Genomic DNA, 15,181 nt, shown 5'->3' on the forward strand with positions numbered 1-15,181 from the left:
AAAACGCTATCTTTATTAATCTTTTTCGCTAAACAGATAAGGTTTTTTCCAATCAAACGATCCTTAATTTCTTTAAAAATAAATAAAAACCGACTAACAATTTTATCGCTTGTTAGTCGGTTGGTTTGTTTTGTATACAATTAACCTCTATCTACTTGCCTACCATCTTTATTCTCTTGCATTTGTCATCTGCTTCCAAATGGATCCTTTTGCATCTTCCCCATCTTCAATCCGAGCAATCGCCATTTTCACTTGAAGTTTTACTTCAAACTCCGAATCATCCATTGCCGCCTTTAGTGCAGGCAAAGACGTTTCTGTTCCTGTTTCATAGAGGAACATAGCCGCACGCCACCTGACAAGTTTATTTTTATCTTGTAAAGCTTTAATAGCGGCAGGTTCAAAACCAGTAAAACCTAAATCACTCATGCAATCACCTGCCGTACGTCTGACCGCCCAACTTTTATCGTTCAAAGCTTTTTCAATATAAGGTATAACCTTTTCATCTTCAATCATGCCTAGATACACGACTGCTAGGCGACGAATTGACATTTTTTCATCTTCCAATGCTTTGTCCAATAAAGGTAAATCGGAAAGGTCTGGATCAGGCAGTTGTTCGATGAGCTGGAAGCGTTTTTCCCACTCTGCGACATCAAACTCCGCTACGGTGATTTTTCGTTTGTTGCTCGAAGTTTCCTCAATTCCTTCTTCGGCGTTCCGGACGATTAACTCCAAACGCTCTTGCGGATATGCCGCTTCAACTTCCTTGACGACAGTTTCACCGATTTCTTGTTTGTCCCCATATCTGATGCCGTAGTCCGCCCATTTACGAAGCAGAATATAATTCTCCACTTCTGTACTGTGCACTTGTTCCATCGCTCGCTTGAAACGATCACTCAAACCGAATCGCAGTTCCGAGTCACTATCAAACACTTTTACTTGAAGCGGTATGTCTTTATACGTTTGGACGTGCACATACACTTCACCAAAGTGTTCATCAGCTAAATCTTCCTTTTCATCCAGTACTTCACCGGATTTTGATTCTTCATTGAAAACAGCTTGCACTTCTGCCAAAATCTCTTCCCAAGCAACATTTCCAATCCGTTCCACCGCCATGAAGTTCATAACGTGGTAAATTCCTTTCACGCCTTTAATCGCCAGTAAGGATGAAACCGGGAATGGAGCTCGCTCAGCATCTTCCTTTTTGTAATTATGCCCTACCCCTGTAGGCAACTCTTCATTCAACACAATTTTCATCGAATTCGGACTTGGTGTTGGTTCGATTGTGACAATTTGCATGATAGATCACTCCTTTTAATCTGTTTCTGCTAGTTCCTGTAAATAAGACCAACGTTCAATTAACTGTTCATACTCTTCGTTCAAAGTTGTTAACTTTTCATTCAATTCTCTGATCTTGTCATAATCTGAACCCGCTTGAAGCATCTCAGCTTCCGTTGTTTCAATCGTTGCTTCAAGTTGTGCAATGGAAGCATCGATTGTTTCCCATTCACGCTTTTCCGAGTACGTCATCCGCTTTTTAACCGGTTTTTGCGGTGCTGGTGTATGATTGACACGATCAGCAGCTTGACTCGCTGGTTGCACTTTTACGTCGCTTTGTCGATCGATGTAATCTGAATAGACGTCAAAAACCGTTTCCACTTCTCCTGCTCCATCTAGTACCCACAATTTTGTAGACGTGCGATCCAAAAAGAATCGATCATGAGAAATGGTTAGTACAACGCCAGGAAACGATTCAATGAACCCTTCAAGCACAGATAGCGTTTCAATATCTAAATCATTCGTCGGCTCGTCGAGTAGAAGGACATTGGGTTGTTCCATTAATAATTTCAGCAAATACAATCTTTTTCGCTCGCCACCTGAAAGTTTTCCAATCGGCGTGCCGTGTGACGATGTAGGGAATAAAAACCTCTCAAGCATTTGCGTAGCAGAAATCCGATTCCCACTACTGTCCTCAATATCATTGGATACTTCACGAATATACTCAATGATTCTTTTGTCTGGTTCCATTGCAGGTACTTGTTGATGGAAATGGGCGATTTTAACCGTAGAACCTTTTTCAATCGTTCCACTATCTGGCAGCAGTTCACCTGCAATCATTTTCAATAGCGTGGACTTTCCTGCTCCATTCGGACCGACAACCGCAATTCGCTCTCCTGATTGCAATAAAAAGCTAAAAGACTTGATAACAGTCCGATCGTCATAGGATTTTGAAATGGCAGTTCCTTCAATGACCTTTTTACCGAGTCTAGAGGTTTGTAGGGAAACATCCATTTCTAAAGAAGCGTCACCTTTTTTCACTGCTTCTTCTAAATCCGTAAATCGATCAATCCGCGCTTTCTGTTTCGTCGACCTCGCTTTCGCTCCTCTTCGTATCCATTTTAATTCGGAACGGTAACGGTTACGCAATTTTGCATCCGTCGCTTGTTTCATCTCTTCTCGTATTGCTTTTGCTTCCAAATAATCACCGAAATTTCCAGTGTGGGCATAGAGTGTACGATCAGCCAATTCGTATATGTGTGTCGAAACAGCGTCCAAGAAGTACCGATCATGTGTGATGAAAATAACTGCACTTTTTTCGTTTTTCATGTATTCCTGCAGCCATTTAATGGATTGCACGTCAAGATGGTTCGTCGGTTCATCCAATAACAACAGGTCAGAAGGCTCAATGAGTACTTTTGCTAATAAAACACGCTTTTGCTGTCCACCCGATAACTCACCCATCTTTTTATCAAAGGTGTCAATACCAAGCTTCGTCAAAATCATCCTCGCTTTTGTATTGACATCCCAAGCAGACTTCGCATCCATTTCATTTTGCAAACGCGAAAAATTCTCTTGGTATGCGATCGAAGCAGGATTGTTCGTCAATTCCGTTAATGCATGTTCGTATTCTAAATTTAGTTGAAGAATCGGTGCATCAGATGTAAAAACGGTTTCCATCACCGTTTTCTCTGCATCGACTTCTGGGTCTTGCGCTAAATAGGTGATTGTATATTTATTCGGATGTTCTTTCGTTATCGTATCAGCTTCTTCGACACCGGCTATGATTGAGAGTAGAGTTGACTTCCCTGTTCCATTCACTCCAATTAGTCCTACTTTTTCCCCTTTACCAATGGTGAATTCGATGTTTTTAAATAATGTTTTTTCTCCAACAGTCTTCGTTAAACCTTCAATAATCAATTGACTCATTTGAACACATCCATTTCTACTAACAACTCTCTTCATCATAACGTATCTCTACAACTTTTTGAATGTATAGCGCTTGGTACTTTGAAATATCAGTTCCCCATTATTCATGTGCATGAAGTGGTTTTTCTCGGGGAAGATACTTCTGTCAGCCGATTATTTTTCATACATACAACAAGAAATGAAAATATTTACAAATCTTATTTTTAAAATAAATCAAATGACTAAAAAGGCATTAATTTCAGCATTAAATGAAATTTAAATTTGGAAATATTTATTTTGACATTACAAAATCATTATTTATATAATAATGCAATACGAAAAGGAGGCAAATTCTCAATGTCGCAATTTACAAAAAAAGAGATCGTAGAAAGCGTTCCGCAATCTGGTTTCTTTGGGCAACCAAAAGGATTGTTTACGTTGTTTTTCACAGAATTTTGGGAACGTTTTTCATATTATGGAATGAGAGCTATCCTCGTTTTTTATATGTATTACGAAGTTTCAAAAGGCGGGTTAGGATTAAGTGAGTCGACAGCTTTAGCGATTGTTTCGATTTACGGCTCATTAGTGTATATGTCCGGAATTATTGGTGGCTGGCTCGCTGACCGGGTTTTCGGAACGTCAAGAGCTGTTTTTTATGGCGGAATTTTAATCATGCTTGGGCATATCGTCCTTGCGTTACCTGGTAGTTTGACGCTGTTCTTTATTTCCATGGGGTTAATTGTTCTAGGGACAGGTCTTCTCAAACCAAACGTGTCAACGATTGTCGGAGATATTTATAGCGAAGACGATGTACGGATTGACTCCGGTTTCAGTATATTTTATATGGGTATCAACATGGGGAGCTTCATCGCACCGTTAACAGTTGGTACACTCGGCTTAAAGTACAACTTCCATCTCGGATTCGGTCTTGCGGCAGTAGGGATGTTCGCAGGTCTCGTACTTTTTGTTTTAACGAAGAAGAAAAATTTAGGTTTAGCCGGCACGCAAATTGCCAATCCTTTATCGCCGGTAGAACGAAGTAAATATTTAAAGATTTTCCTAAGTGCTATTGTTGTGCTCTCCATCCTCATTTTTGTATCCGCACAACAAGGTTGGCTAACATTTACGTCATTCATTGCACTCGTAGGTGTATTAGGTTTCTTAATTCCATTCACGTACTTCTTTGTCATGTACCGGAGTAAGAAGACGACTGCGGATGAAAAATCCAGAATTCTTGCTTATATCCCACTGTTCCTTGCATCCGTTATGTTTTGGGCGATCGCTGAACAAGGTTCTACGATTCTTGCACTTTATGCGGACAAGCGAACAAACTTGGATGCGCTAGGATTCCATATTGAACCTGCTTGGTTCCAATCATTGAATCCATTGTTCATCTTCACGCTCGCACCTGTTTTTGCATGGCTATGGATTAAAATGGGCAAACGTCAACCGACGATCCCACAAAAATTTGCATTCGGAATCTTGTTTGCAGGTCTTTCATTCATCGTCATTTTAGTACCAGCATTTTTAGGCGGATCCGACACACTTGTCAATCCGATTTGGCTCGTACTTAGTATCTTCATCGCTGTGCTAGGTGAACTCTGTTTATCACCAGTAGGACTTTCTGCTACAACAAAATTAGCGCCTGTAGCTTTCTCTGCACAAACGATGAGTTTATGGTTCCTATCAAATGCTGCCGCTCAAGCATTGAATGCTCAAATTGTACAGTTTTACTCACCCAAAAATGAAATGATGTATTTTGGTGTAATCGGCGGAATTGCGATCGGTTTAAGTATTCTTTTATTCGCCATCTCCCCTATTATTCTTAAATACATGAAAGGTATTAAATAAATAAGCTTGTTTTGATTAAGATTGCATGAAGGACAATTTGCCCTTCATGCAATTTTTTTTGGTTTAAAAGAGTCGAGTTATGATAGAGCTGACCGGCATTTTGAATGTTTTATTTGACCGTGAGCACTTGAATGTGGAGGTAACGGGCATTTAGACGTGTTCTATTTGACCGCGACCACCGGAATATGGAGATGACGGGCATTTAGAAGTGTTCTATTTGACCGTGAGCACCGGAAAATGAAGGTAACGGTCACTTAAAAGTATTCTATTTACCCGCGAGCACTGAAATATGGAGATAACGGTCACTTAGAAGTATTCTTTTTACCCGCGAGCGCTGGAATATGGAGATAACGGTCACTTAGAAGTATTCTATTTACCCGCGAGCACTGCAATATGGAGATGACGGACATTTAGAAGTGTTCTATTTGACCGTGAGCGCCGGAAAATGAAGATAACGGTCACTTAAAAGTATTCTATTTACCCGCGAGCACTGAAATATGGAGATAACGGTCACTTAGAAGTATTCTATTTACCCGCGAGCACTGGAATATGGAGATAACGGTCACTTAGAAGTATTCTATTTACCCGCGAGCACTGGAATATGGAGGTAACGGTCACTTAGAAGTATTCTATTTACCCGCGAGCACTGCAATATGGAGATAACGGTCATTTAGAAGTGTTCTATTTGACCGCGAGCACTGGAATATGGAGCTAACGGGCATTTAGAAGTGTTCTATTTGACCGTGAGCGCCGGAAAATGAAGGTAACGGTCACTTAGAAGTATCCTATTTACCCGCGAGCTCTAGAGAATGAAGATAACGGGCATTTAGACTTGCTCTATTTGACCGTGAGCACTGGAATACGGATCCAACGGGAAATTAGCCTAAAAAACCATACAGCTAATAACACGGTTTATCCTCCCTTACATCAATGAATCTGACATAACAGCCATTCTACAGAGACAATACAGCGTCCCTTCTATTTCGTCGTGGCCGTCAATACATTAGAGTAGCATCGGTATTCACTTCATCTGAAAAGAGGTTCTGTATTGATTATTGGCTTAACGATTATTCTACTGATGGTGCTATTTTTGCCGTTTATAAGCCGTTCGATTGAACATAACTTGGAGTTATTTCTATTAGTAATGGGTGTCGTAGCGGTAATTGTTGCAGACGTGCTAACGGGTGAGTTGCTTCGTAAAGCACTTGCCGAACCGCTCCACATTTCACTCGCAGTCATTGTCGCAGGCATCTTATTCAGACTTCTTCATCGTCCATTTAGTAAATCTGTTAGAAAGTTAGGGACGATTATTCCGTTTCGTTTGTTCGTTGCATTGATTATCATCATACTTGGTTTGCTTTCAAGCGTGATCACAGCAATTATTGCAGCGCTTGTTTTAGTAGCAATCGTAACCGTTCTTGGATTACCACGCAAAGATGCCATCCGTTTTGTCATACTTGCCTGCTATTCAATCGGATTAGGCGCAGTGTTGACACCAATCGGCGAACCGTTGTCAACAATTGCAACAAGTAAATTGGACGCTGACTTCTTTTATTTGTTTCGGTTGATTGGCCCTGCCGTCATACCCGGCGTGCTCGCGTTCGGTCTATTGGCAGCTTGTATCGTCCGCCCTCCCGAACGTCCAATGCACATAAAAGAGAAGCCAAAGCACGACAAACCTTTGGACATTTTCACTCGAGGCGTTAAAGTATATGTATTTGTTATGGCGTTGACTTTTCTTGGGGCTGGATTTGAACCTTTCATCCGTACCTTGTTACTCGACATTCCCCCTACAACACTGTACTGGCTCAATATGATTTCAGCTGTTTTAGACAATGCAACACTGGCCGCTGCAGAAATTAGTCCTGAAATGGAAGAAGCAACGATTCAATCCATTTTGTTAGGGCTGTTAATTAGCGGCGGAATGTTGATCCCCGGAAATATCCCCAACATCATTACAGCGAATAAACTACAAATTACAAGTGGCGAGTGGGCAAAGTTTGGGATTCCAGTTGGACTTGTGACGATGATTTTGTATTTTATCGGTATCATTCTATTCGTTTGACCTAGCTACTATCGTAAAAAAACCTGGCCCTTTACATAAGGACCAGGTTTTCTAAATGCTGTTATTTCTTTTTCGTCAAACGTCCAAGTGCAAACGCGCCTGCCGCTAAGCCGATCATCGTGTTTGTCTTTTTGTTAAATACTTGTTTGACAATCAAATTCATATTTTGTGGACGTTCAGCAAGTCTACGCATGAAGTAGCCGTACCAATCTTGTCCAAAAGGAACGTACGTACAGAAATTGTAGCCTTCTTTCGCTAATTCGAGTTGCATATCTTTTCTGAAGCCATATAACATTTGGAATTCAAACTTGTCATTTGAAATGTTATGCTCTTTCACAAAACGTTTCACATGATTAATAACATTATGGTCATGCGTAGCGATGGACGTGAATTTACCATTCAATAAATGCCATTCAATCAACTTAATGTAGTTTTCATCAATTGTTGCCTTATCTTGATACGCATATTCTGCAGGCTCTTTGTATGCACCTTTAACAATGCGAAGACGGTAATTTTTATGTTTATGCAAATCTTCTTCCGCGCGGAAAAAGTATGCTTGAATAACGGTACCAATGTTATCATAATCCGCCGAAAGTTCATCCAACAAATCAAAAGATGGTTGTAAACGTCCATAGTCTTCCATATCGAAGTTTACAAAAATACCATACTTGTGCGCAGCTGCGACAATTTCTTGGATATTGGATTTACAGAAATCATAATCGATATCTAAGCCTAATTGGGAAGGCTTCAACGAAATATGTGCATCTACTTCGTTTTCATGGATCGCTTCAACTACTGCAAGAATTTGTTCTTTCGCAGCAAGCGCTTCTTCTTTTTCGAAAACAAACTCGCCTAAATTATCGACAGTACAAGAAATGCCATGTCTGTTCAATTCTTTAATGCTCTCGATTGTCTCTGCAATGTTTGTGCCAGCAACAACATGTTGTGCGCCCATTTTCAAACCATATTTTTTCGCTGCGCTATTCAAAAATTGATTTTGAGATAGGCCGATAAAGAAATCTTTTAACATTTCCATTACTCCTCGACATAAATATTATTTTTCCTCCTGCATTATATCACAGCATTCGCTAATCGACACCGTATTAAGCCAGAAAAAGAATATTGAATAATTTACCACCCACATAGTAAACAACCAATTATTCTCAGTATCCGTTGAAATTGAGAGAACTTCTATTTTCAGTATTTCAAAAATCTTTGTTTTTCATGAAACTTTATGGTTAAATTAATGAGAGAGGAAAACAGATGTTTGAATTTAGGGGGGCTTTTTGTGACAGAGAAAACAATTTTTGAGTTATTACATACGATTGAAAAAGTAACACATAAAATGCTAGTACGCTGGCGCCAAGCATCAAATATCGACCTAGGGATTTCACACATCCTTGTCCTTCATGAATTGAAAACACACGGTGAATGCAGACCATCTGATTTAGCGAAAAATTTGAATTTCACACCTGCTTCCTTGACGCATTTATCAACAAAACTGACAAATCAAAAGCTGATTTCAAGACGACAAGATGAGTCAGATCGCCGAACGACTTACTGGGCGATTACTGATAAGGGCAAAGAAATCTTAAATGAAGCACATGAAAATGGACAAAATGTGCGGAAGGACTTGTTTTCCCATTTATCTGAAGAAGAACGACTTGCAATGTTAACCATATATAAAAAACTAGATGATGCGTTAAACTAAACTACAACAATAAAACCGGCAGAATCGAGAGCGGAAAGACCTCGTTTCTGCCGGTTCATTTATGATGTCAATTCTGCTCTTTTATACCCCAGGAATTGTTTCTCCAGCAACGCACCTAACGAAAAGATCGCGTCTTCATTCCCGTTCTTCCCTATGATTTGTAGCCCGATTGGCATGCCGTCTTCGTCTATTCCAATTGGTATCGTCAATGCCGGCAAACCCCATGTGTTGGCATACGCTGTAAAAGGCATGTATTGCAAAAATGTTTTTTGAATCGAAAAAATCTCTTTGTATACGACATTATGCCGAGGCGCCGCTGTATGATAAACCGGCATGATCAGCAGTCGGTGTTCCAAGTACGCTTCTAACAGCTTATCTCCTTCTGCTAACTCATTTCTCATTTCACTGATTCTTCGATGAGAAGGTTTAAATAGAGCAGCTCCAATGAGTGCCCAAGATAAGTAGCGGTGAATGTCGGCATTTCCTTTCCACAGCTCTTTCACAAACGCAATATGCGGACTGCGTGAACGAGAACCGAACGCATGACTCGACGTAGCCTTTCCTCCATCAATCGACATAATTTCCTGCCAAAGCAGTGCTGACTGATCTAGTAAAGGAACCGCTTCCCTCTCCGTAGAAAATTTATCCTTTAAAAATACATACACATCGTTCAACAGCTTACTCGTTCGAGCAGAAAGCGGATAATTTGTTGTACGGAATACATTAAGTGTGAATGAATCTAAAGATTGTTCTACGATGCTTTTATCACTAATTATGGAATAGAGCAGTTTCGCATCTCTAACCGACTTTGCGATTGGCCCAATTCCAAGCATGCGTTGTTGTAAGTCATTGTCGACGTAAGGAAAGCTCCCGTCTTGTGATACACTTCCATTCCCAGATTTAAAGCCAATGACGCCATTAAAATGACTAGGAAATCGAATCGAGCCCCCGATGTCCGAACCGAGTCCTACGGCAGCACATCCTAATGCAATTGCAGCCCCTTCACCACCACTCGAACCTCCTACCGTGCGATCGAGGTTCCAAGGATTATTCGTCCGACCATATAATTTATTGTCTGTCTCTTGGCAAAAGCATAATTCGGGTGTATTCGTTTTGCCTAAAATAATGGCCCCTTCCGCTTTCAAACGATTTACGACTTCTGCATCTTCATCAGGTACGAAACCTTTTAACCGTTGTAATCCACCCGTTGTTTGCATGCCCATTACATCGAAAGATTCCTTCATACTAATCGGTACGCCGAATAATGCCCCTTTCGCTTCTCCAGTTGCAAGCAAACGGTCTGCCTCTTCCGCTTCTTGAAGTGCTACTGAAAAACGAGCCTCAGTCAGGAAGTTAACAGCCGGATTTGTATCTTGAATCCGTTGTATGTATGTTTCTGTAATCTCGGTAACTGTCATCTGTTTTTGTTCGATTAACTCTTTAATGCTGACAGCATCTGCGTCCAAAACGTTAACAGTTTTATCTTTTATCAACACATCCCCCACTTGTCTCATCCCCCTCTTTAAATTGTTCCATTTTATTCATTATAATGAAAGTTAGAACAAGAGACAATTGCAGGATTGGAGGAAATGAAATGGACACATCTTTCGACAGTCCACTTCACTCCTCGAGATCCTTTTACAGATTCAGAAAGATGACGATAAGAATAAGCAGGAAAGAACCTCCTAATGCAGCCCATTGACCACCATCAGGATTTTCTGGCCGACTATCCCATTTCTGCATACGCTTCATCTCCTTTCTGATTACCTGCTAGTAAAACTATTGCCGACAAACTTTTTGATTAAACAATACCGCTAACCAATCGGTAGCTTATGGTAAACTGATTGGTAGAACGGAGGCCATTCTATGAAATTATTTATCGTGAACCCTGCTTCTGGAAACGGTCGTGCATTGAATCACTGGAAACAACTCCAACTCATTTTGGATCAGAAAACCGTTGACTACCAAATGGTTCTTTGCACAGACATCGCAACAACACAGCGCACCATTGAAGAGCGCATACACACGCTCCCTATCGATGCAGTCGTCGTTATTGGAGGCGACGGAACCATCAACGGTGTCGTACAAGTATTGGCATACTTAGATATACCGCTTGCCGTCTTTCCGAGCGGATCCGGTAATGACATTTGCCGTAATTTTGCTTTATCCAACGAGCCGAATGCTTTCGTTGAAAAGTTACTCGAACGCTCGATTGTTTCGGTTGATTTGCTACGAGTAAATGATCGATATGGTGTCACGGTCGCCGGAATTGGTTTAGACGCGAAAATTGGTGCACGTGCAGAAACATCTACCTATAAAAAGTGGCTGAACCATATGAATAAAGGTGCTTTTGCGTATACAGTCGCTGCATGCATTGAATTTTTTCTGTATAAACCATTTACAGCAACGATGAAAATCGACGGCGTAGAACGTACTATTTCCAAACTATGGCTGCTTGCTGTAGGTAACTGCAGCACATATGGTGGCGGTATGGTCATTTGCCCGGATGCCGATCCTACAGATGGTTTTCTCCAATTGACGATGTTACATTCAGCAACACGACAAAAAATCATCACATCTCTCTTCCCTGCCCTGTTACGAGGAAAGAAAATTGTGCAGGAAGAAGTGTCTTATCAATCTGCCAGACAGATTTCGATTGACGCAAATCGAATCGTCCCAATTGTCATTGATGGTGAAGTTCATTATTCCGATCGATATGCGATCTCAATTGCACAAGGAGCATTACAAGTACTTCTTACTGGCAATCAGAAGGATAATCTTTTCATAAAGAAAACGCTTACATAATTAATTGAATTCCCAGTATTGAACAATTCCTTAAAATTCATATTCAATTTAGAACAATCTTATGTTAATTCCTCCACTTTCATGTTATTATAATTAAATCTTTATGAAGTAACGGAAGGAATGAGCGTATGACGAAATTAGCGAATAGTAAACCTAAAACGGTACATGTGGAAGATATCTTGATTGCCAATCAATTGCTAAAAGATGTTGTGTCCCACACACCGCTGCAAAAAAATGAACGACTCTCTGAAAAATATGATTGCCACGTCTATATTAAACGCGAAGATCTGCAACATGTGCGCTCGTTCAAACTACGAGGAGCTTACTACAAAATGAAGCGAGTGGAGCACGAAGCGAGAGAGAATGGCGTAGTTTGTGCTAGTGCAGGTAACCATGCGCAGGGTGTCGCATACGCCTGTGCCCACTTAGAGATTAGCGGCAAGATCTTTATGCCCCAAACGACACCGAAACAGAAAGTCAACCAAGTACGAATGTTTGGTAGGAATTATGTCGAAATCATCTTAGTCGGCGATACATTCGATGATTCTTTTGCGCATGCCATGGATTGTGCAACGAGTGAAAATCGAATTTTCATCCATCCTTTTGACGATGTAGACATCATTGCAGGTCAAGGGACGGTCGCTGTTGAAATTATGAATGATGTCGAAGAGCCGATCGACTTTGTATTTGGCAGTATCGGTGGTGGCGGATTGATGTCCGGAGTGAGTACGTATATTAAGAACCTGTCTCCTACAACGAAGATGATTGGTGTTGAACCCGAGGGCGCTCAAAGTATGCTCGCTTCATTTAAAAATGGAGAAGTCACTTCGCTGGAAACAATTGATAAATTCATTGACGGAGCTGCTGTGAAATGCGTTGGTCAAAAAACGTATGATATTTGTCGACAATATGTCGATGCAATCGTCAGTGTCCCTGAAGGAAAAGTGTGTACGTCCATTTTGGAATTGTATAATGAGCATGCAATCATTGCTGAACCTGCAGGCGCGCTACCTATCGCAGCACTTGATTATTATAAAGAGCAGATTAAAGGAAAAGCCGTTGTTTGTGTCATTAGCGGCGGGAATAATGACATCGGCAGAATGCAGGAAATTAAAGAGAAGTCGTTATTGCACGAAGGGCTCCTTTATTATTTCATCATCAATTTCCCACAACGTGCTGGTGCCCTTCGGCAATTCTTGGATTCCGTTTTAGGTCCGGATGATGACATTACGACATTTGAATATACAAAGAAGCATAATAAGGAAAACGGGCCAGGACTTGTTGGCATCGAAGTGAAACGCAAAGAAGATTATGACGGCTTGTTGGAACGTATGCGACAAAACGGCTTCCCTTTTACGGAAGTGAACAAAGATAGTACGTTGTTTGAGTTGTTGATTTGACTAAAATAAACCTGCAAACAACGTTTCTCTAGTTGTTTGCAAGTTTATTTATTTATTAAAAATCGAGAGTTTCTTATTTCTACTTGGAAAATCATAATATTGTTCACTAAATTACGTCATATCTCATGTGTGCCCGTTATAACTTACAAAGTTGTTACATTGTTTAATATAACGCACCACTCCCAGCGAAACTCATTTATTTTGGGGAAAGTAAAAAAGAGCAGCACATGCCGCCCTTCTGATTTTTACCACACACTATTCTTTTACAATAATTAAATTGATAGGCCCAGTATTGCTGGATGATTTGTCTATTTTAAATTTGGAATCCTCTCTTTTAATCTGTAAAGGACCATACATTTTTTCAGTTTCACTTAGTGAAACACTACCAAACCAATATACATAGTTTTGAATGCTTTCTCCTTTACAAAATAGAATAAGTACACGATCATCTCGATATGCTATAGAAAAATCACTAATTCGATTCACGGAAATGCCATAATTATTCTTTATCCTCGTTTTTTCCGTATATGGAGTGACTAAGATTATATTTTCCCAATCACCATTTACTGCTTTACTAAAATTAACATATTCATCCTGTTGAACTTCTTTTTCAATCTTTGAGCGAATCATATCGTTTTCATTTATTTTATAAATATTATACGCTACCACTGCTATTGTTATAGTTAAAGAAAAAAAACAAACACTTAAAAAGTTTTTGGGATTTTAAACTCATTTTTTAGCTCCTGTACTATTTGTATTTACTAAAGATGTTTTCACACCAATGTCAGTTCCACGGAATCTTTTCATTTCACCTTTTTTTACAGCTTCATTTATCATCTGAAGTGCCATTCTATCGAACAAATCAGCATTACCTGCAAATTGTGCGAGTTTAGGACCATAGCTGATTCCAACATCGTTATTATTCGAGTCCATACTTCTTGCTAATGCAGTATAATTAGGACTTGGAAAGTCATTTTCATGGGCTATTCCAAATCTCCTCGAAAAATCAGAACCTGCAACCCCAGCTGAAGAAACAGCCATCCACAAAGAATGTCTAAATGCATCTGCATTATCATCTTCTCCACCTGAATAATACTTTTGATAATGATTCATAGCGAATTTAGCTGCAGATAAAACAGCTATACCTTTCACTAAACTCTCGTTAAACACATTCTTTTCATTAGGACCTAATTTGTCTTTTATTATTGGCAAGTCACCATAAGAGAATGGTGAAATATCTGGACTTGCATTTATTAATTCTCCATCTGCGTTGATAATATATAATTCAATCCCTCGTATTATTACTTCTGCCTTTAACAAATTATTCAATTCATCTTCTGAAAAGTCAGGGTTTTCATTTTGCTTTTCCCGAGAATACCTCTCCAAACTATCAATATCTAGCTTTTCAACTATTGAAGCATAGTCAATATCTTGCTTTGATACTTCAATATAATTGAAGTCGTTATTCAAATTGTTAGACGTTGATTCAAGTGCCAAAGCATTCACATTAGTAGACATTAATGTGATGACAGCTACAGCTAAACAGGTTGAAAAAAGTTTGTTTTTCATTTATTCCTCTCTTTTTTTAAGTAATACTTATATTTATCAAAGGACCTTATTTAGTATTATGAGTAATATTATACCATAAATGAGTTAACGTCATATAAATTTAGTTAACTCATCAGCGCGATTTAAATGTATGTTTGGTAATTAAATGTCTAACTCTTTAATTCCCTGGACTATGAGAATGTCCAGGTTCTGCAACACATCTACGGTTATGTCTAGTTCTTAAGATATTCTGAATGTAACATAATACATAAAATGTTACATTCGTTTAATTGATTCTATTTGAGATTTTCACTTGAAGAAGGGTGAGGTTAGGTTAGTTTAACAATATGTTACATTCAAAAACTATGATTTTATTGGGTTTGAATGAGGGGAAGAAAATGATAAAGACAGGTAGTGAAAAAGAAGAAATCAAAGACGTACAACAACGAGAACTTTCAAATAGTAATAATGATACTAATCATCCAAAGGAATCAATATGAGCATTTGTTGGTGAAAAAGAAATTTGTCAGTTTCAGAATATTCTATTTTTATGTAGTATCAGCTACAGTGTCAAAAGCACTAAACAATAGAGGATTGGCAAAGGAATGTATATTTTCC

11 protein-coding genes are annotated in these 15,181 nt (G+C 39.4%); 5 read left to right on the top strand and 6 right to left on the bottom strand.

Features of this window, described 5'->3' with window-relative positions:
• Positions 1-168: 168 nt before the first annotated feature.
• Entirely contained in the window at positions 169-1,296 is a 1,128-nt protein-coding gene (locus NRI27_RS14945) for a conserved virulence factor C family protein (RefSeq protein ID WP_371391440.1), read from the bottom strand.
• A gap of 15 nt (positions 1,297-1,311) precedes the next feature.
• A complete protein-coding gene (locus NRI27_RS14950) occupies positions 1,312-3,204 on the bottom strand; it encodes an ABC-F family ATP-binding cassette domain-containing protein (RefSeq protein WP_371391441.1) in 1,893 nt (630 codons plus the stop codon).
• 336 nt (positions 3,205-3,540) lie between these two features.
• Here NRI27_RS14950 and NRI27_RS14955 point away from each other — a divergent pair, with 336 nt between their 5' ends.
• Both NRI27_RS14955 and NRI27_RS14960 read left to right on the top strand, forming a co-directional pair.
• On the top strand, positions 3,541-5,034 hold the full coding sequence (locus NRI27_RS14955; protein ID WP_371391442.1) for a peptide MFS transporter: 1,494 nt from the start codon (positions 3,541-3,543) through the stop codon (positions 5,032-5,034).
• Positions 5,035-6,082: 1,048 nt separating this feature from the next.
• The gene (locus NRI27_RS14960; RefSeq protein WP_371391443.1) at positions 6,083-7,099 is read left to right on the top strand and encodes a DUF1646 family protein; all 1,017 of its coding nucleotides are present in this window, start codon (positions 6,083-6,085) and stop codon (positions 7,097-7,099) included.
• 61 nt (positions 7,100-7,160) lie between these two features.
• Here NRI27_RS14960 and NRI27_RS14965 read toward each other — a convergent pair whose 3' ends face one another.
• Positions 7,161-8,129 carry a proline dehydrogenase family protein gene (locus NRI27_RS14965; RefSeq protein WP_371391444.1) on the bottom strand — a complete coding sequence of 323 codons (969 nt, stop codon included), beginning with the start codon at positions 8,127-8,129 and terminating at the stop codon, positions 7,161-7,163.
• 258 nt (positions 8,130-8,387) lie between these two features.
• On the opposite strand from NRI27_RS14965, the gene NRI27_RS14970 reads away from it, so the two are divergent.
• A complete protein-coding gene (locus tag NRI27_RS14970) occupies positions 8,388-8,810 on the top strand; it encodes a MarR family winged helix-turn-helix transcriptional regulator (protein ID WP_371391445.1) in 423 nt (140 codons plus the stop codon).
• A gap of 59 nt (positions 8,811-8,869) precedes the next feature.
• Here NRI27_RS14970 and NRI27_RS14975 read toward each other — a convergent pair whose 3' ends face one another.
• Positions 8,870-10,324 carry an amidase gene (locus tag NRI27_RS14975; RefSeq protein WP_371391446.1) on the bottom strand — a complete coding sequence of 485 codons (1,455 nt, stop codon included), beginning with the start codon at positions 10,322-10,324 and terminating at the stop codon, positions 8,870-8,872.
• 352 nt (positions 10,325-10,676) lie between these two features.
• Here NRI27_RS14975 and NRI27_RS14980 point away from each other — a divergent pair, with 352 nt between their 5' ends.
• Both NRI27_RS14980 and ilvA read left to right on the top strand, forming a co-directional pair.
• Positions 10,677-11,615 carry a diacylglycerol/lipid kinase family protein gene (locus tag NRI27_RS14980; RefSeq protein ID WP_371391447.1) on the top strand — a complete coding sequence of 313 codons (939 nt, stop codon included), beginning with the start codon at positions 10,677-10,679 and terminating at the stop codon, positions 11,613-11,615.
• 128 nt (positions 11,616-11,743) lie between these two features.
• Positions 11,744-13,015, top strand: a complete 1,272-nt coding sequence (gene ilvA, locus NRI27_RS14985; RefSeq protein WP_371391448.1) for a threonine ammonia-lyase IlvA — start codon at positions 11,744-11,746, stop codon at positions 13,013-13,015.
• A gap of 255 nt (positions 13,016-13,270) precedes the next feature.
• Here the strand turns inward: ilvA and NRI27_RS14990 are convergent, their stop codons facing one another.
• Positions 13,271-13,645, bottom strand: a complete 375-nt coding sequence (locus NRI27_RS14990; protein ID WP_371391449.1) for a hypothetical protein — start codon at positions 13,643-13,645, stop codon at positions 13,271-13,273.
• 99 nt (positions 13,646-13,744) lie between these two features.
• A complete protein-coding gene (locus NRI27_RS14995; protein ID WP_371391450.1) occupies positions 13,745-14,584 on the bottom strand; it encodes a DUF6973 domain-containing protein in 840 nt (279 codons plus the stop codon).
• Positions 14,585-15,181 lie beyond the last annotated feature (597 nt).

Source organism: Sporosarcina sp. OR05 (genome assembly GCF_041414805.1).
Taxonomy (GTDB): Bacteria; Bacillota; Bacilli; order Bacillales_A; family Planococcaceae; genus Sporosarcina; species Sporosarcina saromensis.